Origin of the sequence: Hymenobacter siberiensis (genome assembly GCF_018967865.2) — a bacterium.
GTDB classification, from domain to species: Bacteria; Bacteroidota; Bacteroidia; order Cytophagales; family Hymenobacteraceae; genus Hymenobacter; species Hymenobacter siberiensis.
In genome coordinates this window covers 1,872,658-1,895,926 of sequence record NZ_JAHLZY020000001.1, presented here as the reverse complement: position 1 = coordinate 1,895,926, position 23,269 = coordinate 1,872,658, and the positions used below count along the sequence as shown (strand labels likewise).

22 protein-coding genes are annotated in these 23,269 nt (G+C 55.2%); 11 read left to right on the top strand and 11 right to left on the bottom strand.

Annotated features, from left to right (window positions below; translation table 11 throughout):
• Nucleotides 1–137: 137 nt before the first annotated feature.
• Nucleotides 138–5,303, top strand: a complete 5,166-nt coding sequence (locus KQ659_RS08375) for a sacsin N-terminal ATP-binding-like domain-containing protein (protein WP_216689199.1) — start codon at nucleotides 138–140, stop codon at nucleotides 5,301–5,303.
• 3 nt (nucleotides 5,304–5,306) lie between these two features.
• The gene (locus KQ659_RS08370; RefSeq protein WP_216689200.1) at nucleotides 5,307–7,022 is read left to right on the top strand and encodes an AAA domain-containing protein; all 1,716 of its coding nucleotides are present in this window, start codon (nucleotides 5,307–5,309) and stop codon (nucleotides 7,020–7,022) included.
• Nucleotides 7,023–7,254: 232 nt separating this feature from the next.
• Here KQ659_RS08370 and KQ659_RS08365 read toward each other — a convergent pair whose 3' ends face one another.
• From KQ659_RS08365 to KQ659_RS08330, 8 genes are all read right to left on the bottom strand, one after another.
• On the bottom strand, nucleotides 7,255–7,575 hold the full coding sequence (locus tag KQ659_RS08365) for a YegP family protein (RefSeq protein WP_216689201.1): 321 nt from the start codon (nucleotides 7,573–7,575) through the stop codon (nucleotides 7,255–7,257).
• Nucleotides 7,576–7,614: 39 nt separating this feature from the next.
• Complete coding sequence (locus tag KQ659_RS08360; RefSeq protein ID WP_216689202.1) at nucleotides 7,615–8,304, bottom strand: PD-(D/E)XK nuclease-like domain-containing protein; 690 nt, start codon at nucleotides 8,302–8,304, stop codon at nucleotides 7,615–7,617.
• A 35-nt stretch (nucleotides 8,305–8,339) separates the two neighbouring features.
• Nucleotides 8,340–8,582 carry a hypothetical protein gene (locus KQ659_RS08355; protein ID WP_216689203.1) on the bottom strand — a complete coding sequence of 81 codons (243 nt, stop codon included), beginning with the start codon at nucleotides 8,580–8,582 and terminating at the stop codon, nucleotides 8,340–8,342.
• Between the two features lie 65 nt (nucleotides 8,583–8,647).
• On the bottom strand, nucleotides 8,648–9,370 hold the full coding sequence (locus KQ659_RS08350) for a hypothetical protein (RefSeq protein ID WP_226929897.1): 723 nt from the start codon (nucleotides 9,368–9,370) through the stop codon (nucleotides 8,648–8,650).
• Between the two features lie 74 nt (nucleotides 9,371–9,444).
• Nucleotides 9,445–9,759, bottom strand: a complete 315-nt coding sequence (locus KQ659_RS08345) for a DUF3846 domain-containing protein (RefSeq protein ID WP_216689204.1) — start codon at nucleotides 9,757–9,759, stop codon at nucleotides 9,445–9,447.
• Nucleotides 9,760–9,830: 71 nt separating this feature from the next.
• Nucleotides 9,831–10,022 (bottom strand): hypothetical protein, encoded by a 192-nt coding sequence (locus KQ659_RS08340; RefSeq protein ID WP_216689205.1) that lies wholly within the window; start codon nucleotides 10,020–10,022, stop codon nucleotides 9,831–9,833.
• 46 nt (nucleotides 10,023–10,068) lie between these two features.
• Complete coding sequence (locus KQ659_RS08335; RefSeq protein ID WP_216689206.1) at nucleotides 10,069–10,470, bottom strand: hypothetical protein; 402 nt, start codon at nucleotides 10,468–10,470, stop codon at nucleotides 10,069–10,071.
• Nucleotides 10,463–10,786, bottom strand: a complete 324-nt coding sequence (locus KQ659_RS08330; RefSeq protein ID WP_216689207.1) for a hypothetical protein — start codon at nucleotides 10,784–10,786, stop codon at nucleotides 10,463–10,465. The genes KQ659_RS08335 and KQ659_RS08330 overlap by 8 nt, the downstream gene beginning before the upstream one ends.
• A 166-nt stretch (nucleotides 10,787–10,952) precedes the next feature.
• Between KQ659_RS08330 and KQ659_RS08325 the strand changes: the two genes are divergently transcribed.
• From KQ659_RS08325 to KQ659_RS08285, 9 genes are all read left to right on the top strand, one after another.
• Nucleotides 10,953–11,312 (top strand): SLOG family protein, encoded by a 360-nt coding sequence (locus KQ659_RS08325; RefSeq protein WP_216689208.1) that lies wholly within the window; start codon nucleotides 10,953–10,955, stop codon nucleotides 11,310–11,312.
• Between the two features lie 928 nt (nucleotides 11,313–12,240).
• A complete protein-coding gene (locus tag KQ659_RS08320; protein ID WP_216689209.1) occupies nucleotides 12,241–12,477 on the top strand; it encodes a hypothetical protein in 237 nt (78 codons plus the stop codon).
• Between the two features lie 43 nt (nucleotides 12,478–12,520).
• A complete protein-coding gene (locus tag KQ659_RS08315) occupies nucleotides 12,521–12,928 on the top strand; it encodes a M15 family metallopeptidase (protein ID WP_226929895.1) in 408 nt (135 codons plus the stop codon).
• Between the two features lie 244 nt (nucleotides 12,929–13,172).
• Nucleotides 13,173–13,646: a translesion error-prone DNA polymerase V autoproteolytic subunit gene (gene umuD / locus KQ659_RS08310; protein WP_216689211.1), complete on the top strand. Its 474-nt coding sequence runs from the start codon at nucleotides 13,173–13,175 to the stop codon at nucleotides 13,644–13,646.
• 108 nt (nucleotides 13,647–13,754) lie between these two features.
• The gene (locus KQ659_RS08305) at nucleotides 13,755–15,062 is read left to right on the top strand and encodes a Y-family DNA polymerase (protein ID WP_216689212.1); all 1,308 of its coding nucleotides are present in this window, start codon (nucleotides 13,755–13,757) and stop codon (nucleotides 15,060–15,062) included.
• A gap of 58 nt (nucleotides 15,063–15,120) precedes the next feature.
• Nucleotides 15,121–15,420, top strand: a complete 300-nt coding sequence (locus tag KQ659_RS08300) for a hypothetical protein (RefSeq protein WP_216689213.1) — start codon at nucleotides 15,121–15,123, stop codon at nucleotides 15,418–15,420.
• Between the two features lie 298 nt (nucleotides 15,421–15,718).
• On the top strand, nucleotides 15,719–17,302 hold the full coding sequence (locus KQ659_RS08295; RefSeq protein WP_216689214.1) for a type I restriction-modification system subunit M: 1,584 nt from the start codon (nucleotides 15,719–15,721) through the stop codon (nucleotides 17,300–17,302).
• A complete protein-coding gene (locus tag KQ659_RS08290) occupies nucleotides 17,292–18,464 on the top strand; it encodes a restriction endonuclease subunit S (protein ID WP_226929893.1) in 1,173 nt (390 codons plus the stop codon). Before KQ659_RS08295 ends, KQ659_RS08290 begins: the two co-directional genes overlap by 11 nt.
• Nucleotide 18,465: 1 nt before the next feature.
• The gene (locus KQ659_RS08285; RefSeq protein ID WP_216689216.1) at nucleotides 18,466–21,678 is read left to right on the top strand and encodes a type I restriction endonuclease subunit R; all 3,213 of its coding nucleotides are present in this window, start codon (nucleotides 18,466–18,468) and stop codon (nucleotides 21,676–21,678) included.
• A 101-nt stretch (nucleotides 21,679–21,779) separates the two neighbouring features.
• Here the strand turns inward: KQ659_RS08285 and KQ659_RS22085 are convergent, their stop codons facing one another.
• From KQ659_RS22085 to KQ659_RS08275, 3 genes are read right to left on the bottom strand one after another with little or no spacing between them, the layout of a single operon-like run.
• Nucleotides 21,780–22,058, bottom strand: coding sequence for a pyrophosphohydrolase domain-containing protein (locus tag KQ659_RS22085; RefSeq protein ID WP_408610792.1), 279 nt, complete (start codon nucleotides 22,056–22,058; stop codon nucleotides 21,780–21,782).
• Nucleotides 22,059–22,100: 42 nt separating this feature from the next.
• Nucleotides 22,101–22,904, bottom strand: coding sequence for an HNH endonuclease domain-containing protein (locus KQ659_RS08280; protein WP_216689218.1), 804 nt, complete (start codon nucleotides 22,902–22,904; stop codon nucleotides 22,101–22,103).
• Between the two features lie 30 nt (nucleotides 22,905–22,934).
• Nucleotides 22,935–23,267 carry a hypothetical protein gene (locus tag KQ659_RS08275; RefSeq protein WP_216689219.1) on the bottom strand — a complete coding sequence of 111 codons (333 nt, stop codon included), beginning with the start codon at nucleotides 23,265–23,267 and terminating at the stop codon, nucleotides 22,935–22,937.
• Nucleotides 23,268–23,269 lie beyond the last annotated feature (2 nt).

Here is a 23,269-nt window from a genome sequence, read left to right as displayed (position 1 = left end):
ATCTTGATTTGGTTAAGAATGTCATAGCAATATAGATGAAATTTTGACCTCAGATAAAGCGACAATTTGCCCGCATAGGACTCACTTATAAAAAGCTTTTGATGGTCCATCTGGCCCGCTCCCCCCTCCCCATTACTATGGAGAAGCTATTGGAATTGTCTCCACCGGAGGCGCAAGCTCAATTACAAGAATATTGGCAGTTGAATTCATTGGAAGTAATTGGGTGCTACATCCCGCATCCAGAGAAGTCTTTTGGATGGTTTAAGGAATTGTGTAATCCAACTACTGGTGAACTATTACAATTACCAGCGCTTGGTGTGTTACCAAGCGCATTCGTGTTTAAGGGAGTAGACGAATCAAATCTTGCACTAGAAGCAAACAAACTATATCAATTTAGACTGGAAATAACAGCTCCAGCTACACGACAAAAACCTCATGAACTACTTCGTGCAGTAGCTAAAAGCGTCCGCAGAGTCGTTGAAGGCAGTGAGCAAATTATTTCTCATTTGCTAGAACGGCCAGAGCTTTTACAACGACGTCGGGCACAGCTAGGGGATTATATTAACCTACAGACTCGAAAGTCAGAAATACAAGCAGCGTTGGCACGGCGCACAAATCTAGGAGACTGGGGGGATAACATAGTATCCGGTTTACTAAGCCAAGTGAGTGCTCGACTGGCTACAGCCTCAGAACGCATGTTTTGGGAGCTACTTCAAAATGCTGACGACAAGCCCGATATCAAAGGAAAACCACCTACAGTCACTTTCCGGCTTCTGGATAATTACCTCTTGTTTCTGCATAATGGTGAGCCGTTCTCACTGGCTGATGTAGAGGGCATTTCCGATGCCACTCATGGAACAAAGCCAGAGGCAGAAAACATGACCGGGTATAAAGGCATTGGCTTTAAATCCGTTTTTGCAAAGAGTACGGCGGTCTACATATTGTCCGGTGGTTACTCTTTTAGATTCAAGCCTGAACCAACGGAAGACCCCGACCTGGTACCGTGGCAAGTTTGGCCGCGCTGGACGGAGCTCAATCAGTTTCCAGAGGAGATTTATGCATATGACCCTTTTTTCCAGTCTGCAGCCAGCACTGTTGCAATAGGGCTCCAGATGGGAAGCGAGCAAATGCTCCGCTATGAAGCCCTGCTCCCACAGGTATTCGCGCGACCAACTTTCCTGCTGTTTCTCCGCGCTATTCGCACGGTCCGTTTGGAGGGCGTTAGTGGCTCACTCAATCTGCGCCGGCAGGACAATGTTGATTGTGAAATAGTCCTTTGGGCAAATGAGGCGAGTGAAAATTACTGGCGCCAGGACTTTGTAGTATCGGTGCCCGTTGCTACTCAAGAGCTGGCGCAAGCAGACAAACAAATGCCGCCGGCTTTACGGCGAGCAACTTCGGCCACTATTACACTAGCTGTCCCGCTTACAGATGACGGCCCGGCTCCTGTAACTGCCGATGAAGCCATTCTCTATTGCTATCTACCAACAACTGACCGCGGCTATCACCTGCCTGCTTTGGTTAACGCGGACTTTCTAACTGACCCAAGTCGCGAAAGGGTATTGCCAGAGAAGGAATGGAACAACTTTCTATTTGAAGAACTGGGCAGACTATGGCCTAGCTGGCTGGCATCTATACTAGGGAAAAGGCCAGAATGGGCCGCAAAGGTGTATCATCTCCTACCGCTGCTGTACACCGGTCCTAAACTGGATGCTAACCAGCAGCATTTCAATACTGGATTTCAAACGGGTCTTGCTAAGGATGCTTTTATCCAAACGGCAAGCGGAGCATTAGTAACGCCTTCTGAGGCGGTGCTTGATGTAGCTGGCCTGGCTAACGTATTGCCTGAACTTTACACTAAGTTGCTACAGGGAGGCAAACAGCAGGTGGCGGCCTCCGCAACGCATGCATTGGTAAAGCATTCGGAGATGCTTGGGCTGCCCAAAATAATGCAGGCCCATGTCATTGCTGCGCTTAACCAGCCACAGACGGCACCGGGCTACTCGCCGGAGGCAGCGGTGAATTTATTGGTATATCTGCAGTTCAGTTCCGATACTGAGCTACTAACTAAATTAAAGACGTGCACTTGGCTATTTGACCAAAACGGCAAACCCCTCGCCCCCAACGCTGCTAGCCAGTTTGGTATAATTGACGAAGAGCTAGATGCTGACATGCCGTATTATGCCAGTTTGCGTTACCTGCATGCTGATTTACAGACGGCACTGCATAACAATCTATCATTACGCGAATGGTTTGAAGCACAGTTTCCGTTACTAGTTGCGTTGAATCGTGCGAGAGCAATAGAAGTAATAGGAGCAAAGATTAGCGGCGGTCAGATAACACAGGAAGAGGCTCCCTCCGTAGCCAATTATTTGTATAAGCTTCACGTGGTTGGCGAGCTTAAGCTAGCCGGAGCGGAACCGGTGTTATCTAAGCTTCTCGTGCGCACAAAATCTGGGCAGTGGCTACCAATAGGGCAAACTTATCTATCGGACTTTTATCAACCCGGATACCCACTTGAGGCTTTGGCTGCAGAGTTGGGACAGGACAAATTCTCATTCATAGCGAAGGACTACTGCACAGAAACAGATGCGCGAGCGTGGGGTGAGTTTTGGGGCAAGATGGGAGCCAGACGTCCGGTTGCTGGTGAATTACTGACCGGTAAACTATTGCCCCTGTTGACGGCCAATCAACTAGCAGAAACCTCGCATGACGCGCTGGCAAAATTTGCTCTGCAGCTCTATACAAATGCAACACGGGGGGAATTAGACAGTCACTGGGCTAAGCTGGGGGCATTACGTCTACGCACAAAGGGCGGCACACGGCAGCTCTTGACTGAGTGCCTTAAATGGGAAACCTACCCAGAGGTGCCAGACCTTTTGAGCCAACTGCTCCCACAAGGCCTGCCGAAAATGTTGGCTACCGACTACGCAACATCAACGCAAATACCTGTTGCAGTAGTAAGGCAATTTCTAGTTGATGCTACTGCCAAACCAGCAACAACGACCGTCGGTCTTATAAAAGACGGGATTGAATACCTAACGAGTGGAGGCGCACCGGCAACGATAGCTGAATCAGTGCGTGTCGTGCAATTATTGGCAAAAGCAGTTAGCGAATGCACTTTGTCGGCTTCTCTAAAGTCAACACTGGTCCACCTGCCGCTTTTCTTAAAGAATGGAGAAACAATAGCTGCGGGTCGTTGCTACTTAGGAACAGAATATCAGCCACTGGTAGACATTGAGAAGCTTAGTGGTGGGGTGGAAAAGGCTGTGCTGAGCGCTGAGTATTTGAAAGGTGCTTCATCGCTTGCTGCTTTAAAATCTTTTATGACTGACTGGTTGAAAACCAGAGAGAAATTTGAGCCGGTCTGGTACCCCAAGGTTTCCATCCATAAATCCACGCTCGTACCGTTTATGGAGCCCTACTGGAATTATGCTAAAACTCATAATTCTACCCTGCTTGACCAAACAATTCAATTTACTAGCCTACTTGTCGTCAATAATATTGAATTAGTCAAGAACGACGCTGTTGCAGCTCAATTTGCGGCTGCTTTAACAGCGCCTTGGGAGGGCAAGCCGGAGGAATTAGATACCCCTACTTATCAGATTATTGGTAAGTCGTCGGTTTTACCGTTTTCGCCGTGGTTGGACTACAAACAAGGTATTTGTCTTAACGGCAAAGCGGGCAGATTACCGATTAAAGGCGAACGATACCTAAGTAAGAGCTTACAGGAAGAAGCGCCGAAAAGCGCGTGGGTGTCGATGCATAGCTATGGTAGCCCATCAATGGAACGTTACTGGGGCTTGCAGACCGAACTAACATTAGCTGAACGGCTAGAGGCCTTTGAAGACCGAATTCTGACTTTACAGCAACAAGTATCGATAGACAAGGAAAAAACAAAGCGCGAATTTGAACGTCTGGCTTTACCTCTCTTGGCCCTTTTTGCTCAGCCACCAAAAGATGCTACCCTCCCGACCTGGAAAGACAAGCTGAGTTGGCTTGCGGCTGATGGAAGTTGGCATAAGCTCAGCAAACTATATTGGTTGAACTCCGATGCTGCCCGTTATTTCTCTACTACTAGTTCCAAGCTTGTTTTGAGAATAGCTGGGCAAATTTCCGAACTGAATAATTTCTGTGTTGCGCTGGGAGTAAGAATTGTTATGCTCGAAGATTTTCAGCCAGAGATACCAACCGGAGGGGGTGAAAATCAGTCGACCGTGGTACAACAACAGGCTAAGCAGAACCAATTGATGCGCCTGCTCATCCATCAACGACTAGCTTACGACAACCTTGAGCAGATATCGGTTATGGAAAACCGTCTGTTAGCATTGACTTTCCTGAAGGTGCCGGCTGTACAGCTCGTCTGCAGCCGAATACCGGATTATGTAGTGCCTATTGAGGCCCGGTGTATTGCAGACCCAAGTTCTAAGACCTTCTACTTCAGTGGCACGCTCCTGAATACTTGGCGTCATTATGAGCAGTTGGGCAAATTCATAAGTAAACAGCTTTCATACGATTGTAGCCCACTTGTACTTGCTGATTTGCTCAGGGCACGCAATAACACAGAATTGCGCGGGTATTTGGAAGATGCAGAGTGGTTGGTGCCAGACTGGCTAAAAGCACCTGAAGCACAACCGCAAAGTGCGTCGGTGAAGGCAGAAAATGAACCTGCTGCAAACCCAAAAACTAGCGCTGTTGAATTTGCCGCAGATGATGATTCAACCCTTGACTTCGATGGTGATGGCGGAGCCAGCGTTGTCAATGGTTCGGATTTATCAGAGGATAAGCGCAAAGCGTACCAACGTGAAGCTCGCGAGGCCTTGGAAGATTGGCTGGGAGAAAACGGTTATAATCAGGCCAATGCAACGATGGATGAAGCTTCTATTATGAAGGATGTCTATCATACTGCAACGGATTCAATTTGGCAAATTGTAGTTAAAAGCTATCGGAACGGCATTCTCTACATTAACCCTAATGAGTGGATTACGCTAGCAGGTGAAAACAGCTTTCTGCTATTGTATAAGCCTGCTAAGAGAAAGGCAAAATCTGCTGCTTTTGAGGTAGTACGTAATTTAAATGAGGTCCTTCAGCGCAACCCCAACATCATTGTGCGCATGGCTAATACCGACCCACGAGCGGAACTGAACGAACTCACTCTGATGGCAGAGAAATACAAGCTATCTAAAAGCTTCAAGTACATATTCGACTCCATAAGCAATAAGCCGTTTGACTTTGAACTTGAGGTGAACGAGAATCCTACTGAACCATTAGCCGACCAAGGGGGCGACTTCAATATTAATTAAGGTATGGCGTCCATTACCCGTGATAACCATGCAGCATTGCTCCTCCGGGAGTACAAGCAGCAAAAAATAGAATTTGACAAAATTCTTAATTCCAGTGCTAGTAAGCTTCGCGAAGCTGGCACTGTACTTCTTGGCAAATATGTCGGATTCGACAAAGTAAGGGGCAATGTATTGTTCTGGTTTCCATCATCCAGGCCACTACCAAGACGCGGTGAGCCGTTGTTCAGCTTTGTGCCCAAAGTGGAACTAGCTAATCCAACCAGTTGGGGGGCCTTGACATATATTGGACTAAGAAAAGACCATTTGATGGCTGCTGAGCTCACTCCGCGTTTTTGGCAAGCCAAGCCAGAAACGAAGGGGTATCACATCGGCTTCACGGGAGCGAATGCCAAGTTTGTGGAATACGTGACACCGGGACGTATCCTTTGCTTCGGCCCACAAGAGCCACCTTTGGAGTACCTGGAAAACCTGTACAACCTAGTTGGAAGTATGGGGGCCTTTATGTCGCCAGCGGTTCAAGCACTGCTGGACCTGCAGCTAAACGCCCCTAGTTGGATGCCGGATGATTTGGTTTCTGGGCCAAACCAGGCAGTACGAGTATTATCTGAACTGGCAGCTCGGGACGCAGCAATTATTCAAGGTCCCCCCGGGACTGGAAAGACTCATCTGACTGCTGAACTCTGTGGAAACTTTATCGCACAAGGCAAGCGAGTATTGGTAACTGCTTTGACCAATCGGGCATTAATGGAATTACTCACCAAACCCGGGCTTGCATCCGCCCTAACGGCTGGACTTGTATTCAAAGCAGGAATGAGCGAGGACGAAAAGCGAGCGATACCAAACCTGCGCGAAGGCAAGGATGTAAAACCTCAGCCTGGGACCCTTCTGCTACTGACATATTACCGCATGAGTCGATTGGCATTGGTAGCTAGCAGCGCACCTTTCGATACTGTAGTAGTCGAAGAGGCGAGTCAAGCGTACCTGGCTACAATAGCTGCTGCTCAGGCCTTGGGCACTCAGCTTTTATTGGTAGGTGACCCACAGCAGTTACCTCCAATTATGGGCGTCACCATACCTGAAAATGATGTTCAAAAGCTGGAGGCTGCTCGCGACGGACTGCGCACCGTTTGCGACCATTGGAAAACACCAGCTGGTTTAATGCTGACTGAATCCTTCCGCTTACCGCCCCGGGCAGTTGCGTGTACCAATCAATTTTATAATGGCCGGTTAAAGTCAGGGGCCACCGTACCGGCTCAATTTACCAATGCGCCTGGGTTAAGCTCCATATTCAATCCCGAAGGTGGGCCATCATTGCTTCGCATGAATATGCCTTTGGGTGAGCTGGACCCTCTGGAGGCAATCACCATGGCTGCCCGTTTGGTTAAAGAACTATTACACGCTGAGCCAAAACTTGACATTGCTGTGCTTGCAACTTACCGCCACACAGTGCGTGCGCTCCAACAGGCAGTGCTAGTTGAAGTTGGTGTGAAAGAACATGTATTGGTTGATACAGTGGCCCGTATTCAAGGGCTGACCACTGACGTTTTGATATATGTTTTAGTAAACGAGGGCAGATTCAACCAAGTGCAAGCCCCACATTTTAACGTAGCTACGAGTCGAGCGCGGCGGCATACACTGCTTATCGTACCTAGCGAATTTCCTAATGGTTGGGACCTTGGAAAACAGGTGGCCGCTTATGTTGAAGTAGCAGAGAAATAGACAAGAATTAACTCATTTCTCCGGTGGGTGTCCCACAAACATCTTGTATCCTCACCCGCCATTGACACATCACTTAACACATCAGTGATACAGGAAAAAAGGTGTAACTGATGCTCAGTCAGGGCACGATGGTCTTACTCTCAATACAGAAGTTTGTATCAGAATCTGACGTTGTATCATTGCATAAGCTACTCTAAACCAGCGAAAGCTGTTTTATATCGATATACAATACCTAGCTTAAGTCTTCGATGCGGGCGTTAGGCGCATCCTGCAGCACGACCTGGATGCCGTGGTCACGGGATTGGGCGGTGGTGTACTTCTCGCTGCGGCCGATGATTTCCCCGTTTGCTGCGACGTGATTGAAACCGTACTGGCCGGCGTTGAAAAAGGACTCGAAGCGCTGGGGCTGGCAATTGGCCTGCACGGACCGGATGCCGTTCTGGCAGCTGGCCTTGGTGGTGTAGCCCTCGCCGGACTGGACAATCTCACCGTTGCCGGCGCGCAGGTGGTACCAGTACTGGCCGCTGGTGTGGGAAATCTGAAAAGTTGCCATAGGGATAAACAGATTGAGGGAGAAATGATTAACAGCAAGTTAGGCAGCCAGCGCCAACGGCGCTGGCATGGTGAACGGAATAGATAAGCCGGCGGCTTGCCGGGCATGGTGGCGCAGCAGCGCCGCGTATTTCTTACGGCCCTGCTCGATGAGACCGGGCATGGCGGTCAGCTCAACGCGCCACACTTCGTGCGGGGCCCGCTTCTGCACCCCGATGATAAGAAAGCGCGTGGCACCGAGTACGTCCAGGTATAGAGCGGCCTGGCGGTCGTAGTCGTACTGCTCGATGGTGGTCAGGAAGCGGGCCCGGTCGGGGCTACTAGTGGTTTTGAAGTCGATGAGCGTGAGCTGGCGGCCGGCGCGGCTGCGCACCAGTAAGTCCGGGCGGAGCTTCACCCCTACTCCCGTGGCGGTGTGGGTGGCGGTGTAGGACCGTTCGGCCTGGCCCCGGTAGAGCAGGTCGCGGCAGTAGCGTTGGCGGCGCACCTGGCGGGCCAGCGTCTCTATGTCGGCCCAACGGATGCCACGCTCCTCGGTGCGACTGTAGGTGGCCGGCTCCAATACGGCGGTGTGAAAGTAGCTACCATAGGAAAGGGCTACGGGGTTGGGCCGGCGCAGCTGGCCCATGATGCCGGCTTTGAGCTCGGAGAGGTCGGTATTGGAAACCTGGGGTAGGGCGCGGTGCTGGGCCTGGGTCAGGTCGGGGTGGTGGATAAGGGAGTGAAACATGACGCTACGCTTAATGAAAAATGAGAAATCAGGAATTAGCAGATGAGAGCCAGGCGCTGGGGGTCGTTGGCGCGGGCTAGCCAGATGTGGGCCCCGCCGCAACCGACTCGGTAGGCGGGCTCGGGAAAGAGCTGGCGAATGGCCGGGGCCAGGTCGCGCAGGTCAGGCAGCGGGTCGGTGGTGGCCACCAGGTCGGTGAGCTGGGCCAGGCTGGCGGCTTCGGCCTCGTCGTGGGGCGGCTGCTCGATGAGCAATTGGGGCGGGTCTGCGGGATTCATGATGGGGTATTTTGGAAGTGAGTAGCCAAGTGGCCCCCACGGCGGGCACCGTGGGAGCCGGGGCATTAGGCAGCCTGGGGCAGGGCCAGCGCATCGGCGGCCGGTTCGGGGCTGGTGGGCTCGTCCTCAACGGGCACGGTGTAGGCGTGCTGGATGCGCAGGTCGGCGTTGCCGGTGTAGGTTTCGGCGCGCCAGATGGGGAAGTCACGGGCGTAGTCGCAGCGGGCAGCCACCTCGGCCGCGTCGGCGGCTTCGTAGCTGAACTGGGCGATGTAGTAGGTGGCCGTCTTGCCGTCCTTGGTGGTCTGCTTCTTCTCGGCCGTAACCTTTACCGTCACGTCGGCCAGGGTCAGGTCGTCGTAAAACAGGGGCTCAATGAGGCGGTACAGGTTTTCGACGCTGTAGCCGTGGAAGAGCACGGCGCAGATAGCGCCTTTGTCGTCGGCAAAAAACAGCTCTGCCCACAGCTTGCGGCCCATGTTCAGAATGTCGTCCTGAAACACGCGCCAGGCCAGCGGAATGAAGGAAAGCGAGTTGCCAAGCGGCACGGTGCCGCTGATGTTGAACTGGCCGGCCTTGGCATCGAAACGCACTTGGCGCGGGTGGCCGGGCAGGTAACGAAAGCGGGAAACCTGCACGACTTCGCCCGTGGCCTCGTCGGCTTTCTCAGTGAGGTAGGCGGGCACGGCAGTAATTGGGCCGCTGAGCGTGAACACGGGAGCCTCGGGGGCGGTGGCGGTGCCGGCTTCGGTGGTGGCGCTGCGCTGGGGTTTGGCTTTAGTGGACATGATGAAAAATGGTTGGGGGTTGGAAATGAAAAAGGTGGGGCCCGTTGGCGGCCGGCCCCGACGCCGTGGGTATTCTATTTAAATTGCTTGTCGTGGCAGAGGATGGCACGGCCGACGATGCTGTCGATGCCCCGCGCCTCGGGCTGGTGGTGGTACCAGAGGTAGGTGGCCACCAGATTGAGGTAAGCCGGGTTGCGGAACTTGCCCTCGTCGTCGATGATGAGAATGAGCTCGGGCGTGAGGCGGATGACATCGACCAGACGGCAGTCGAGCAGCCGGTACAACTCGGCCAGCTTGAAGCTGCGGCCGTTGGCGGGGCTGACCGGCTGCGGCGCGGCGCTGTGCGGGTCTAGCAATTGGGGTTGGTAGGCAGTAGCGGTTTTTGACATGATGGGGCGGGATTGGTGGGGCCGCCCGGCTTGGCGGCCCCTGGTGAAAGAATGGGGGTGGTGAGGCGGGCCTAGTAGCCTTCGACCTCGAAAATCATCTGCTCATATTCGCCTTCTTCCCACGCTTCTTGCTCCTGCTCGTGGTGGTAGGCCTGGCGTTCCCACTCCTCTTGCTGCTCGTAGTAGGCTGCCTGGGCTTCATCGGCGGCCATTTCGTCGCCGCTCAGGCCGTTTAGCTCGGCCTCCGTTGGTTCGTACTGCATGGTAGGGGCTTTAGGGCCCGCGCTGGCTAGGGCGCGGGCCGGGTGGCTAAAAGCGGGGGTACTTGGCGCGGGCGACCTGCAAAGCGGCACCGGCGGGGCTGGCGTGGAAAGCAGCGGCGGCGGCGGCATAAGTGGCCTGAGCCTCGCGGCAGCGGATGATGGCGGCGCGCAGCTGGGCAAAGCGGCCGGGCCCGGAGCGGTAATCGTCGCGCAGCGCATACTTGGCGGCGCGGGCATCGAACATGGCCGAATGAGCACGGGCCAGTGCGTGGCGGGCGGCGGTGGCGGCCGGGTCGATGGGAGCCGGCGCGGGCGCTACCTGTGGCCGGGGCGGGTACTTGGCCGCCAATCGTGCCAGGGTGGCCTGCAAGGCGGCCATTTTGATAGCGGCTTGGCCACCAGCCGCACCCGTAGCGGGCGCGGCTGGGGCTAGAACCAGGCTAAGCATGGGCCAGCACGCCGGCAAAATCATCCTCGGCCTTGATAACCTCCCACACGGCCCCGAAAGCATAGCCGGGGTAAATGGCGCGCATGGAGCGGAAGGCCTCGCGCAGCGCGTGAAACGGGCACTTGCCGGTGCCTTTGAAGTCCGGGCGGGGCTGCCCTTCGGCGGGCTGCTCGGCCAGCTTGAGGCTGATGTACCAAGAGGTACCGCCCTGGTCGTAGGTGGCGGCGGACTGCGAAACCCAAATACCAGCGAACGGGCAGAGGGCGGGGCCTTTCCAGGCGGCAGCGGCGAGCTGCAAAAGTTGATTGGGTTGCATGGCTGTATGTGTTAGCCGTGGGGTGCCCGCGCCGTAGGCCTCCGGGTGGGCGAGTAGCTAGGTCCTTCCTTTCTACTCACTAAAGATACAAATAAAATTTGTAATTACAAATTAAATATTTATAAAAGTTTGTTACACTACAGGTATTTATTTCGTATCTTTAAGCATGGAAAAAGACAATAAAAGAGTAGTGGCGGTGGTGGGCAGCCGGAGCGTGAAAAGCTGCGCCGCCCTGCTGGCGCGGCTGGCTGAACTGGAGCCGGCGGAAGTGGTGAGCGGCGGGGCGGCCGGGGTGGACGCCCTGGCGGCCAGCTGGGCCCGGACCCACGGGGTACCGCTGACCGAGCTGCGGCCGGACTATGCCACCCACGGCCCCACGGCGGCCACCCACGTGCGCAACGCCGAGATAGTGAAGCAGGCCGCCCTGGTGCTGGTGGTGTGGGACGGCCGCAGCAAGGGCACGCTGAGCACGCTGAAGGCCGCCCGACGCCTGGGCCGCAAGATGGAGCTGCTGCCCCTGGACTGAGCCCACGCCAAGCGGCCCCGCTGGCCCCGGCCGGGCACCTGACTAAAGAAGCTGAATGCCTTGGCCTGGGGGTTTGGGGGCGGCCTGAGGCCCCCAATGGATACTCGGCGGAGCCGGCCTTGTGAGGCGGTAGCGGCCGACCAACGGGAGGCTGCGGAACCCGAGGAAGATGACCGGGCATCAGCCAGGGCATGATGGCGGGGGCTTGGGGCTCTCCCCAATGAAACCCTCCGCGAAGCGGGCCTAATTGTTTGGCCTGCGTGGCCTGAACGCAGACTTCAGGGGCAGGTTGCCGGCGTTTTCCAGCCGGTGGCCTGCGGCCGCATCAGGGGGTGCTGGCGGGCGGCGTGAGGGCCTTTTTGGGGCCTTGCGCGGCCTGACAGTGGTGTGGTGGGTCGGCGGTGGGGGCTGGCTGACCATCGGGAAGCGGGCCGTGGGGTGGTTTTTCAGTAGCGTAGGCTGGCCGAATGCAGCGACCGGAGCCATAGCAAGCTGAGTGAAGAGTGACGCCAGGAGCGATGAACGGGGCGCCGCGTTGGTGTAGGGAGCGAAATGAGGTGGGCCGGAGCGTAGGGCGGTCGTCACGCTCAGCAGCTTTAGCATCGGGGGAATGCGGGAAGGATGGGAAGGGCACGACCAACGGGAGTGGTGCGCAGCACGGCAGCGAAGCGGACCCCTGGACAGCCTGACCCCGGCCCGGAGCAGCGCGGAGGGCCGGGGGGCCGCCCAACTACTGCATGTTACTCAACACATCAATTCTTCAACTATTAAAAATGCAATTACACTGGCATTCATAAAGCCGTCTAGTATATACAATCAAAGTTGTCTATTTAGTGTAAATTTGCAAGGTCAATAGTGAATATCAACTTTTTTAGACAACATGCATATGTTTAGCAGCACGAAAGCCGGGCACTTGGCCCACATTGGAATGACGGCCCTGCTTGGGCAAGTGGCCACGCACGAATTAGTGCCGCCCGACCCGACGGCGATTGAGCACTACGGACGGCTGATAATTCAGGCACTGGTGGCCATTGTGACCATTTGGGCGACAATACGCAAGACCCTGCAGAAGCCCGAGGAAGTGGTGAGGATACCGGTGGAAGCAGTGCCCGGGGAGAAGGCCGGCAATAACGGCAACGGGAGCAATGGCAACGGAGCAGAATAGCGCGTCGACGAGGTTACGGCTGCTTCCGCCGCCGCGGCTGAACGTGGCGCAACGGCTGCGGCAGGCCACGCGGCTATCGCAGGTGCGGACGGAACTGGTGGAAGCCTACCAGGTAGCATTGCGGCGCTGGATGGGTGACCCGGTTCTGATGGCGCTGGGGCTGCCATTTGTGAGCGAAGGGTACCGGTCACCGGAACGGCAGGATGAGCTGTACACCCACGGGCGGAGCGCACCGGGGCCCATCGTAACGTATAAGCGCGGCGGGGAAAGCAAGCACAACACGCTCCCAAGCCGGGCGCTGGACGTGGCCTTTCTACTGGCCGATGGGTCGGTGTCGTGGTCTGGGCTCTTGCTGAGCAAGTTTGCGCGGCTGATGAAAGCGGCCGATGCGCGGGTGCGCTGGGGCGGCGACTGGCCTAAGTTCAAGGACCGGCCGCACTTTGAGGTGTAGGGTGTAAACGAAACGAGCGGGCCAAATGGTCCGCTCGTTTTAGTTTTAGGACATGCGCGATAGTACCGCGGGGACTACAAACTAAATTTTATTATTCATGAAGTCAATTAGTTAAAACTAAAATTGGCATAACCGTTAGCAAACAATAAACTAAATTTGTTAGCCGGGTTGTATACTTGTGGCGGCTAAGCAACTAAATAGGCTTAGCTGTCTACAATATTTAACAATCTTAACTTACCATCAGATGGACCAGGTCATTTTACTGGGCAAAGCCTATCCCCTACTTTCAGCGCACCCCCTGCCGATGGTGAGTGCGTTGCTGTCGTGCGGGTTTCCGTCGCCGGCCGGTGACTACGAATTAGAGCTGGTGGATTTAAACCGGTTGATGCTGCGGCACCCGGACGCTTCGTTCCTGGCGCGGGCCCACGGCCAGAGCATGACGGGCGCGGGCATCCACGACGGCGACGTGCTGGCGGTGGACCGCAGCATGCAGGCGCAAGACGGCGACATTGTGGTGGCCTGTGTAGAGGGGGAGTACACGGTGAAACGGTTGTCGCAGCGGGTTGACTCGGTAGCGTTGGTGGCGGAGAATCCAGCCTATAAGCCCATTGTGGTACGGAATGCCGATGATTTGAGAATTTTTGGGGTGGTGGTGTTGGTGTTGCATCCGCTCGTGACGGAGGGAAGACGGGGATTGAGCTACGTGCGGCCCCAATAACTATATAGGCCCAGCTGGGCCCCTGGCTTCTTAGGCAAAGAGCACCTGACTTCTTGGTATTTACCCTGGCCCCTTCCCAAAGAAGCGAGCCCACTACCCTACTGCCGTATGTTTGGCCTGGTCGATTGCAACAATTTTTACGCTTCGTGTGAGCGAGTGTTCCGGCCGGAGCTGGAAGGACGGCCGGTGGTGGTGCTTTCCAATAATGACGGGTGTGTGGTGGCCCGGTCGCAGGAAGCCAAGGCGCTGGGGCTTAAAATGGGTGTGCCTTACTTCCAGGTGAAGGAGGAATATGAGCGGCTCGGCGGGGTGGCCTGCTCCTCGAACTATGAGCTGTACGGGGACATGAGCCGGCGCGTGATGTGGTACCTGCAGCAGCGGGCCCCGGCAGTGGAAATCTATTCGATTGACGAGGCCTTTCTGGACTTGCACGGTATGCAGCGACATTTCGACCTAGCGGGCTGGGCCAGCGACGTGCGCGGGGCGGTGAGGCAACGCACCGGCATTCCAGTGTGCGTGGGCGTGGCTCCGACCAAGACATTGGCCAAGTTGGCCAACCGACTGGCCAAGTTGGCCAACCAGATGGCCAACTCGGCCAACCCGGGCTCGGGGGTGGTGGTGCTGGACGACGAGGAGCAGCGGCGCGAGGCGCTGGCGCAGGTGGCGGTGGAGGACGTGTGGGGCGTGGGGTATCGGTCGGCTGCCAAGCTGCACACGGCGGGCATTCGCACGGCCGCGCAGCTGGCGGGGGTGGGCGATGCCTGGGCGCGTAAGAATCTAGGCGGCGTGGTGGGGGCGCGGATGCTGCATGAGCTGCGGGGGTTACCGTGCTCGAGCGTGACGGTGGAAGACGAGGCGCGCAAGTCGTTGTGCTGCTCTCGCTCGTTTGGACAGGTGCTGACGCGGATGGAAGACGTGGCCGGGGCGGTGGCCACCCACGCGACGCGGGCGGGTGAGAAGCTGCGGGCGCAGGTCATGGCGGCGCGGCTGATGACGGTGTTTATCGAAACCAGCCGGTACGGCAACACGCCCCCGCCCTACTCCTTTTCGGCGCAGCTGACCCTGCCCACGGCGACAGATGACACGCTGGTGCTGGCGGGTTGGGCGCGGCGGGGGCTGGAGCGGCTGTGGCGACCGGGCATGCGGTACGTGAAGGCCGGGATTGTGCTGGATGGGCTGGAGCGGGCGGGCGCGAACCAACAGGCGGCGCTGTTCGCGGATGTGGCCTGCTCGCCGGAGCGCACTAAACTGATGGGGGCGCTGGATGCGCTGAATAAGCGCTACGGGGGTGGCGCGGTGCGGGTGGGCGCGGCCGTGAAAACGGCAGGTCAGCAGGAGCCGTGGGGAATGAAGCGGGGAGCGAAAAGCCCGGCGTTTACGACGAAGTGGGGCGAACTGTGGCAGGTGCGGTGTTAAGCACTTCCCGCCCCTGAATCAGGAATCAAATTATTTGGACAGTTTTTACAGAAACGAAATGGCAAACTTGATAATGTTGCTGGGGGTGCGGGTGGAGAGCACGCCAGGGGTGGTACGGGAATTGGTGGTTACCCGACCGGGCGCTTCCTGGGAGTGGCGGGCCGGGCTGCCGGCGCTGATGGACCAGCGGCCGGCCCCGGCCGTGCTAGTGGAATACTTGGTGCGGCTGTTTCAGCGGCAGCGGCCGACCGAAGCGGCGTCGGTGGGGCTGCTGAGCCTGGCAGCGGTGGTACGGATGGCGCTAGCAAGGGCGAATGAAGAAGACGAGGAGTGGGAATGGGCGCAAGAGGTGGCGTGAGGCGTATCCGCAAGCCGGACAGGTGTGAGCACAGGCCGGACATCAGTGTCCGCGTAGTAAATAATGTTCGGCCAAAGTTTCATCACAGCAATAGCCATGCAAAAGGTAACAGGCCTAACTTTGGAAGCAAGGATGAACTTGATGTCGCAATCTTCTGCAAAAACCAAAGTGCTGAAGACTCCTAACTGAACACCACGTCATTCCGCCCACCTAAGCTATTTTAGGGAAACACATCTGCAACGAAGGTTGAGTCACTCAACTGAAGTTTACAACACAATAAGCATTTAGGCCCTCCGTAATGGCTAAAGAGAAAAAAGCACCGAAAAAACCGGTCAAGGAAAAAGCAATCGAAGTATCCCTCTGGGAGTCGGCAAACAAGCTGCGCGGCTCCGTCGAGCCGGCCGAATATAAGCACGTCGTGCTTGGGCTGGTATTCCTCAAGTTCGCCTCCGACAAGTTTGCCGAGCGCCGGCAGGAGCTGGTGGCCGAGGGCAAGGACAAGTACATCGAAATGCCCGACTTCTACAACATGAAAAACGTGTTTTTCCTGGAAGAGAAGTCGCGCTGGGGCTACATTCAGGACCGGGCCAAGCAGCCCGATTTGGCGCTCATCATCGACACGGCGTTGCACACCATAGAGAAGGACAACAAGGCGCTGAAGGGCGCACTGCCCGATAACTACTTTTCGCGCCTCGGGCTGGACCCAACCAAGCTGGCGGCGCTGGTGGATGAAATAAGCAACATCGACACGCTCAAGGACAAGAAACAGGACGTGGTGGGCAAGGTGTACCAGTACTTCCTGAGCAAGTTTGCGCTGGCCGAGGGCAAGGGCAAAGGCGAGTTCTATACCCCGGCCAGCATCGTAAACCTGATTGCCGAGATGATTGAGCCCTACGAGGGCATCATCTACGACCCGGCGTGCGGCTCGGGCGGCATGTTCGTGCAGAGCATCAAGTTCATCGAGAGCCACCACGGCAGCAAGCAGAAGGTGTCCATCTACGGGCAGGAGTATACCAATACCACATACAAGCTGGCCAAGATGAACCTGGCCATCCGGGGCATCTCGGCCAACCTGGGCGAGAAGGCCGCCGATACTTTCGGCCAGGACCAGCACCCCGACCTCAAGGCCGACTACATTATGGCCAACCCGCCCTTCAACCAAGGAAAAGAATGGCGTGGCGAAAACGAGCTGACCGATGACGCCCGCTGGCGCGGTTACGACGTGCCGCCCCGCTCCAACGCTAATTACGGCTGGATTCTGAACATGGTGGCTAAGCTTTCTGATAATGGCGTGGCAGGCTTTATACTAGCTAATGGCGCCCTCAGTAGTCGCGGTGAAGAGTATAAAATCCGCCGCAAGCTTATTGAAAATGACCTAGTGGAGGCCATCTTAATCATTCCAATGAAAGTGTTCTATACAACAGATATAAGTGTGACGCTATGGATTTTGAATAAGAATAAGAATGAAAGAATCGTTGAGGTTGGCGATAAGGTGAAAAGGTATCGTAATCGCCAGGGCGAGATATTGTTTATGGATTTGCGCAAGTGGGGCCAAGAATTCGAAAAGCAATTTATCGAATTAACGAATGAGGAAGTTGCGCTGGTATCAAACAATTACCATAATTGGCAGCAACTAGGTTTCGAGGATTCTTACAAAGATGTTGCCGAGTATTGTCGTTCAGTAAAATTTGACCTTGTTAAAGCCAATGATTTTTCCTTGGTCCCTAGCAAGTATATTGAATTTGTTGACCGGGATGCAGGAATAGATTTTGATTCTGAAATGAAGCAAATCCAGGGGAAATTCAAACTGTTGATGAGCGAGGAAGATGAATCTCAGCAGGAATTAGTTAATGCCTTTAAAGCACTGGGTTATGAAATTTGAGCGCATAGGCAGTCATGTCCGTTTGATAGATGTCAGGAATAAAGACCTAGCTGTAACCAATTTACTAGGAGTAAATGTTGCGAAAAAATTCATGCCATCTGTAGCAAATACTTCCGGCGTAGACTTGTCTAAGTATAAGATTATCAAAAGAAACCAATTTGCCGCCAATGTTATGCACGTTGGCAGAGATGCAAGGTTACCAGTGGCTCTATACGATGAAGTTAGGCTATCCATTGTTTCGCCTGCGTACATGACTTTTGAGGTTATTGATGAAGCAGAATTGCTTCCTGAATACTTGATGCTTCAATTTAGCCGTACTGAGCTTGATAGATTGAGCTGGTATTACTGTGATTCAAGTGTTCGTGGCGGCCTAGAATGGGACAGGTTGTGTGATATTGAAATCCCCGTGCCAAGTATTAATGAGCAACACAAGTATGTTTCTCTGTATAGGTCTTTGATTTCAAATCAAAAAACCTATGAAGAAAGCTTGTTACATCTGCAATTCATTTGTAATATATACTTGGAGACCTTAACTGATAAAAAGCTGTTGCAGTCTATTGGCAGTATCATCGAATCAGTCGATAGAAGAAATGTTGATGGGCAAGTGAAAAATCTTCTTGGTGTTAATATCAAAAAGAGGTTTATGCCGTCAAAGGCTAATGTGCCAGAAAGTAGTCTAAGTAATTATAAAATAATTAGCAATGGCATATTTGCGGCGAATATAATGCACGTAGGCAGAGATGAAATGCTGCCAGTATCTCTGTATCAAAGTGACATAAAGGCAATAGTATCGCCGGCTTATAAAACATTTAAGGTCAAGCAAGATGTAGAAGTATTGCCTGAGTTTCTCATGCTTTGGTTTCATCGCACTGAGTTTGATAGACTAGCTTGGTTTTATTGTGATTCAAGCGTTAGAGGAGGTTTGGACTGGGATAGATTTCTGGAAATCGAAGTACCAATTCCAGATAAAGATATTCAGGAAGCAATTGTCACTATTTATCATACTCTGCAAACACGAAAGAATATCAACGAGCAATTAAAAAATTCCCTGAAACTCCTTTCTCCAGTATTAATGAAAGGAATTTCAGATAAGTGTAATAGGAATCCCGTACCCAAACCCGCCGCCACCGGTCCCGCGCAGCTAACCCTTTCCTTCGCCTGATATGAAGTTCACCGAAGCTAAGCTGGAGGAGGTTTTTTGTGAGCTACTGGCCGGGCAGGGCTACCCCCATCAGCTGGGCAACACACTGGCCCGCGCGCCCGAAGAAGTGCTGCTCGAAGCCGACCTGCGGGCCTTTCTGCTGGCCCACTACGCGGCCGAGGGCCTCACCCCGGCCGAAGCCGATGCCGTCGTGCGGCGGCTGCGCGCCCTGCCCGCCTCCGACCTCTACGAGAGCAACAAGGCCGTGATGGGGCTGCTGGCTGACGGCTTTATCCTCAAGCGCGACGACCCCGGCCAGAAAGACATCTGGGTGCAGCTGCTCGACTACGCCGGCCTCACCCGACAGCAGCAGTCCCCCGCCGACCAGCTGCCCCACCTGGCCGCCGAAGCCGACGCGCCGGCCGACCACAATATCTACCGCTTCGTGACGCAGCTCGAAATCGTGGGCAGCGAAAAGCGCATCCCCGACGGCATCCTCTACATCAACGGCTTGCCGCTGGTGGTGTTCGAGTTCAAAACGGCCATCCAGCCCGACTGCACTATTCACGACGCCTACGTGCAGCTCACCGTGCGCTACGAGCGCGACATTCCGGAGCTGTTCAAGTATAATGCGTTTTGCGTCCTCAGCGACGGCGTGAACAACAAGGCCGGTTCCTTCTTCGCCCCTTATGAGTTTTACTACGCCTGGCGGCGCGTGGCTGGCCTGGCCCAAGACGTAGATGGCATCAACACCCTCTACACCCTGGTGGAGGGCATGCTCGACAAAAGCCGCCTGCGCGACATCATCCGCAACTTCATTTACCTGCCCGACAGCTCGAAGAAAGACGAGAAGGTGGTTTGCCGCTATCCGCAGTACTACGCGGCCCACAAGCTGTATAACCAGATTTGGGCGGCCCGCAAGCCCACCGGCAACGGCAAGGGCGGCACCTACTTCGGGGCCACCGGCTGCGGCAAGAGCTACACTATGCTTTTCCTCACGCGGCTGCTCATGCGCAGCGAGGATTTTGCCAGCCCCACCGTGGTGCTCATTACCGACCGCACCGACCTCGACGACCAGCTGGCCGGTCAGTTCACCAATGCGAAGAAATACATCGGCGACCAGAACGTAGTGAGCGTGGAAAGCCGCGAGCACCTGCGCGAGCTACTGGCCGGCCGCCAAAGCGGCGGCGTGTTCCTCACCACTATCCACAAATTCACGGAAGGCACCGAGCTGCTGAGCCGCCGCGCCAACATCGTGTGCATCTCCGACGAAGCCCACCGCAGCCAGGTGAACCTAGAACAGAAAGTGCGCGTGACGGCCGCCGGCGTCAGCAAAACCTATGGCTTCGCCAAATACCTGCACGACTCGCTGCCCCAGGCCACTTACGTCGGCTTCACCGGTACCCCGATAGATGCCACACTGGATGTATTCGGCCCGGTGGTGGACGAGTACACCATGACCGAATCGGTGAAGGATGAAATCACCGTCCGCATCGTGTATGAAGGCCGCGCCGCCAAAGTAGTGCTGCACAACGGCGAGCTGGAAAAGATAGAGCGCTACTACGCGCAGGCCGCCGAAGACGGGGCCAACGCCTACCAAATCGAGCAAAGCAAGGAAGAAACCGCCCAGATGCGGGCTATCCTTGGCGACCCTAAACGCCTGCAGGTACTGGCCGCCGACTTCGTGCAGCACTACGAAAAGCGCGTGAGCGAAGGCGCGACCGTCAAGGGCAAAGCCATGTTCGTGTGCAGCTCCCGTGAAATCGCCTACGCCCTGTATCAGAACATCATCGAGCTGCGCCCGGCCTGGGCCGAGGTGCTGGCCGCCGAAGAAGGGGCCGAACTGACCGACAAGGAAAAGCGCGAGCTGAAGCCGATGGCGCGGGTGAAGATGATAATGACCCGCGGTAAGGACGACCCGAAGGACATGTACGACCTGCTGGGTACCAAAGAGTACCGCAAAGAGCTGGACCGGCAGTTCAAAAACGCAAAGTCCAACTTCAAAATCGCCCTCATCGTGGACATGTGGCTCACCGGCTTCGACGTGCCCTTCCTCGACACCATCTACATTGACAAGCCCATTCAGCAGCACAACCTGATTCAGGCCATTTCGCGTGTCAACCGCACTTATGAGGGCAAGAGTAAAGGCCTGGTGGTCGATTACATCGGTTTCAAAAACCAGATGAATCTGGCCCTGGCTCATTACAACAAAGGAGACAAGAAGAATTTCGAAGACATTGACCAGTCGCTGGTGGTGGTTCGGGACCATCTGGACCTGCTAGCCCGCCTGTTCCACACCTTCGACAGCAGCAAGTATTTCAAGGGCACCGCCCTGCAACAGCTGCACACGCTGAACATGGCCGCCGAATTCGTACAGCTGACCAAGGAGCAGGAAACCCGCTTTATGGGCTTGGTCAAGCGCCTGAAAGCCGCCTACGACATCTGCGCCGGCAGCGAGAAACTAACCCAGCCCCAGCGCGACCAGACGCATTTTTACCTGGCAGTTCGCTCTATCTTGTTCAAGCTCACAAAGAGCGACGCCCCCGATACGGCTCAGATGAGCGCTCAAGTGCGCAAGATGATACAAGATGCCCTGGCCAGCGACGGCGTAGAGGAAATCATCAAGCTAGGTACCGACGGCGACACCGAACAGGACATCTTCGACGAAGCATACCTCGAAAAAATCGGCAAAATCAAGCTGCCCAACACCAAGATAAAACTACTTCAGCAGCTCCTGGCCCGCGTTATCGGTCAGATGAGAAAGGTGAACCAAGTGAAGGGCATCGACTTCACCAAGAAGATGCAGGCCCTAGTGGCCCGCTACAACGAGCGCGACGAAAACGACATCCTGCGCAGCGAAGTGTACGAGGAAATAGCCGAGCAGCTCACCAACCTGATTTGGGAAGTTCAAAACGAGTTTTCGGCCGGCGACATTCTTGGCATCGATTTCGAAGAAAAGGCCTTCTACGACATCCTGTTGGCTCTATGCGCCAAGTACGATTTCCGCTACCCTGATGAAAAGCTGGTCACCTTGGCCAAAGCCATCAAAGCCCTGGTAGATGAGCAGGCGCGCTTCCCCGACTGGAACAAGCGCGAGGACATCAAATCAACGCTGAAAGTGGGCCTGATTCTCCTCCTGGATGAATTTGGCTACCCACCTGTGGAACGCGACGAGGTGTATGGCGAGATATTCGGCCAAGCCGAGAATTTCAAGAAGAATAGAGTCGTGGCTTAACAAGTCGAGCAACCTCAAAAGACCATTTAATAGAAGGCAAAATGGATTTTGAGGTTGCCAAGGCAGTTGTATTATTTTCTGGCACCAGCACTCCAATAGCTCTACTCTCCTACCCAATCCAACTGTAGGCGGCTCTCGAAACCACCACGGGACCGAAGGCGCTGCTCCTGTACTTGACGCACCTGGGACAAGGTGAGCTTGTGAATTGCAAGCAGGTTGTCTAATACCTCCATGAGGTCGGCCAACTCGTTAAGTAGTTCCGTGGGGGCTGCAATTTGAACTTCCTGCGCTTCCTCTACTAATTTGGCGAGTAAGGCAGTCCGGTAAGCTGGCTCGGTTAGCACAGTTGTGCGGCACTGGCGACCAGTCTCAGTAATCATGGCTGGAATGCGGTCGCGAACGAGCTTATTGTACTGCATGGGCTAGAAGCGCTGGACGTAGCGAGCGGCGGCTACGTCGTCAATAAAGCGGACAGCACGGCTAGCTAGGATGGTAGCAAAAGTATGGTCTGAGCCGAGGCCGGAAAATCGTAGGGCAGCATCTTCGCGCATGGCTTTCTGAAGAGCTGGCGACTGGTGGTAGGTGTTATAAGCAGCAGCTAGCAATGGCTCGGCAGCAGCCAGGCGCTTGGCATCAGGCACCTTGTCACGCTTTTTGTGCTGGTTGAATTCGCGGTCGACAGGCAGCAGATTCCAAAGCTCGTTGACGGGGTACACGGCCAAAGGTAGTAGGTGGTCAAGGTCGTAGTGCTGCGGCTGGGTAAGGCGCTTTTGCGTCCATGGGCAAATGAAATGGATGTTTTCGTGCAGTAGGATATCGACTTGATTGCGCTCCCACGAAAGCGGGCGGCGATTGTCGGGGCGTGCGGTGAGCAGGGTGTAAACTTCCCCGCGGGTAGCCTGGCGGTCGTTTTCCTGGGTGACTCCCTCGGTGAATAAGCACCACTCGTGTAGGCAGAGGGCTTCGACGTAGAGCGAGAGACGATGAAAAGCTTCCCACAAACTGGCCGGCACTACGACGCAGGTGTCCTGAGGCTGAGTTCCGGGCAGTGGCAGGACGGTGGGCGGCAGCTGGTCGTAGCGGACGGGGGCATCAAATACTGACCAGTGGCCAGGGCCAGCGTACTTGATGGGCATCTGAATAGCCTTGGCCGTGGCCGCGACGGTTTGGCGGTAGGCCTGCTGCAGCTCGGGTGAGTAGGTGGCGCGCCGGCGGGGAGTGCGCATCTCGGTGAGCAGAAAGAAGCCGTCGGCGGGCTAGGGCGTGAGCTGCACCAGCTGAAGCCACACGGCGCGTAGGTTGGTGAGGGCTGGCCGGAATGCTATGTCATTGCGGGTGGCTTCGTCGCGGATAGCGCGGGCACCCTGGTAGATAGGTTGCTGCGCGTCGGCAAAGGGCCAATAGTAAGCTACCCACAATTCAGCCAAGCGGCTCAACGGTACGGCTACGGGCTGGCCTTGGCGGGCCACGTCGGGGTACATGAGCACCACGTCGTTGATGGCCCGGAGCAGGGCTATTTTGTAGCTGGTGGTTTTGTTGTCGTGCTTGAGGATGGTGGCAATGGCTTGCTCGCCGCTAGTAAATGCCATTT

Excerpts from the sequence above, each read along its gene's own strand:
- KQ659_RS08285 (WP_216689216.1), top strand. The coding sequence starts at position 18,466 with ATGAAGTTCACCGAAGCTAAGCTGGAGGAGGTTTTTTGTGAGCTACTG.
- umuD (WP_216689211.1), top strand. The coding sequence starts at position 13,173 with ATGGACCAGGTCATTTTACTGGGCAAAGCCTATCCCCTACTTTCAGCG.
- KQ659_RS08370 (WP_216689200.1), top strand. The coding sequence starts at position 5,307 with ATGGCGTCCATTACCCGTGATAACCATGCAGCATTGCTCCTCCGGGAG.
- KQ659_RS08325 (WP_216689208.1), top strand. The coding sequence starts at position 10,953 with ATGGAAAAAGACAATAAAAGAGTAGTGGCGGTGGTGGGCAGCCGGAGC.
- KQ659_RS08345 (WP_216689204.1), bottom strand. The coding sequence starts at position 9,759 with ATGTCAAAAACCGCTACTGCCTACCAACCCCAATTGCTAGACCCGCAC.
- KQ659_RS08320 (WP_216689209.1), top strand. The coding sequence starts at position 12,241 with ATGACGGCCCTGCTTGGGCAAGTGGCCACGCACGAATTAGTGCCGCCC.
- KQ659_RS08340 (WP_216689205.1), bottom strand. The coding sequence starts at position 10,022 with ATGCAGTACGAACCAACGGAGGCCGAGCTAAACGGCCTGAGCGGCGAC.
- KQ659_RS08300 (WP_216689213.1), top strand. The coding sequence starts at position 15,121 with ATGGCAAACTTGATAATGTTGCTGGGGGTGCGGGTGGAGAGCACGCCA.
- KQ659_RS08295 (WP_216689214.1), top strand. The coding sequence starts at position 15,719 with ATGGCTAAAGAGAAAAAAGCACCGAAAAAACCGGTCAAGGAAAAAGCA.
- KQ659_RS08290 (WP_226929893.1), top strand. The coding sequence starts at position 17,292 with ATGAAATTTGAGCGCATAGGCAGTCATGTCCGTTTGATAGATGTCAGG.
- KQ659_RS08305 (WP_216689212.1), top strand. The coding sequence starts at position 13,755 with ATGTTTGGCCTGGTCGATTGCAACAATTTTTACGCTTCGTGTGAGCGA.
- KQ659_RS08335 (WP_216689206.1), bottom strand. The coding sequence starts at position 10,470 with ATGCTTAGCCTGGTTCTAGCCCCAGCCGCGCCCGCTACGGGTGCGGCT.
- KQ659_RS22085 (WP_408610792.1), bottom strand. The coding sequence starts at position 22,058 with ATGATTACTGAGACTGGTCGCCAGTGCCGCACAACTGTGCTAACCGAG.
- KQ659_RS08275 (WP_216689219.1), bottom strand. The coding sequence starts at position 23,267 with ATGGCATTTACTAGCGGCGAGCAAGCCATTGCCACCATCCTCAAGCAC.
- KQ659_RS08355 (WP_216689203.1), bottom strand. The coding sequence starts at position 8,582 with ATGAATCCCGCAGACCCGCCCCAATTGCTCATCGAGCAGCCGCCCCAC.
- KQ659_RS08375 (WP_216689199.1), top strand. The coding sequence starts at position 138 with ATGGAGAAGCTATTGGAATTGTCTCCACCGGAGGCGCAAGCTCAATTA.
- KQ659_RS08360 (WP_216689202.1), bottom strand. The coding sequence starts at position 8,304 with ATGTTTCACTCCCTTATCCACCACCCCGACCTGACCCAGGCCCAGCAC.
- KQ659_RS08365 (WP_216689201.1), bottom strand. The coding sequence starts at position 7,575 with ATGGCAACTTTTCAGATTTCCCACACCAGCGGCCAGTACTGGTACCAC.
- KQ659_RS08280 (WP_216689218.1), bottom strand. The coding sequence starts at position 22,904 with ATGCGCACTCCCCGCCGGCGCGCCACCTACTCACCCGAGCTGCAGCAG.
- KQ659_RS08350 (WP_226929897.1), bottom strand. The coding sequence starts at position 9,370 with ATGTCCACTAAAGCCAAACCCCAGCGCAGCGCCACCACCGAAGCCGGC.
- KQ659_RS08330 (WP_216689207.1), bottom strand. The coding sequence starts at position 10,786 with ATGCAACCCAATCAACTTTTGCAGCTCGCCGCTGCCGCCTGGAAAGGC.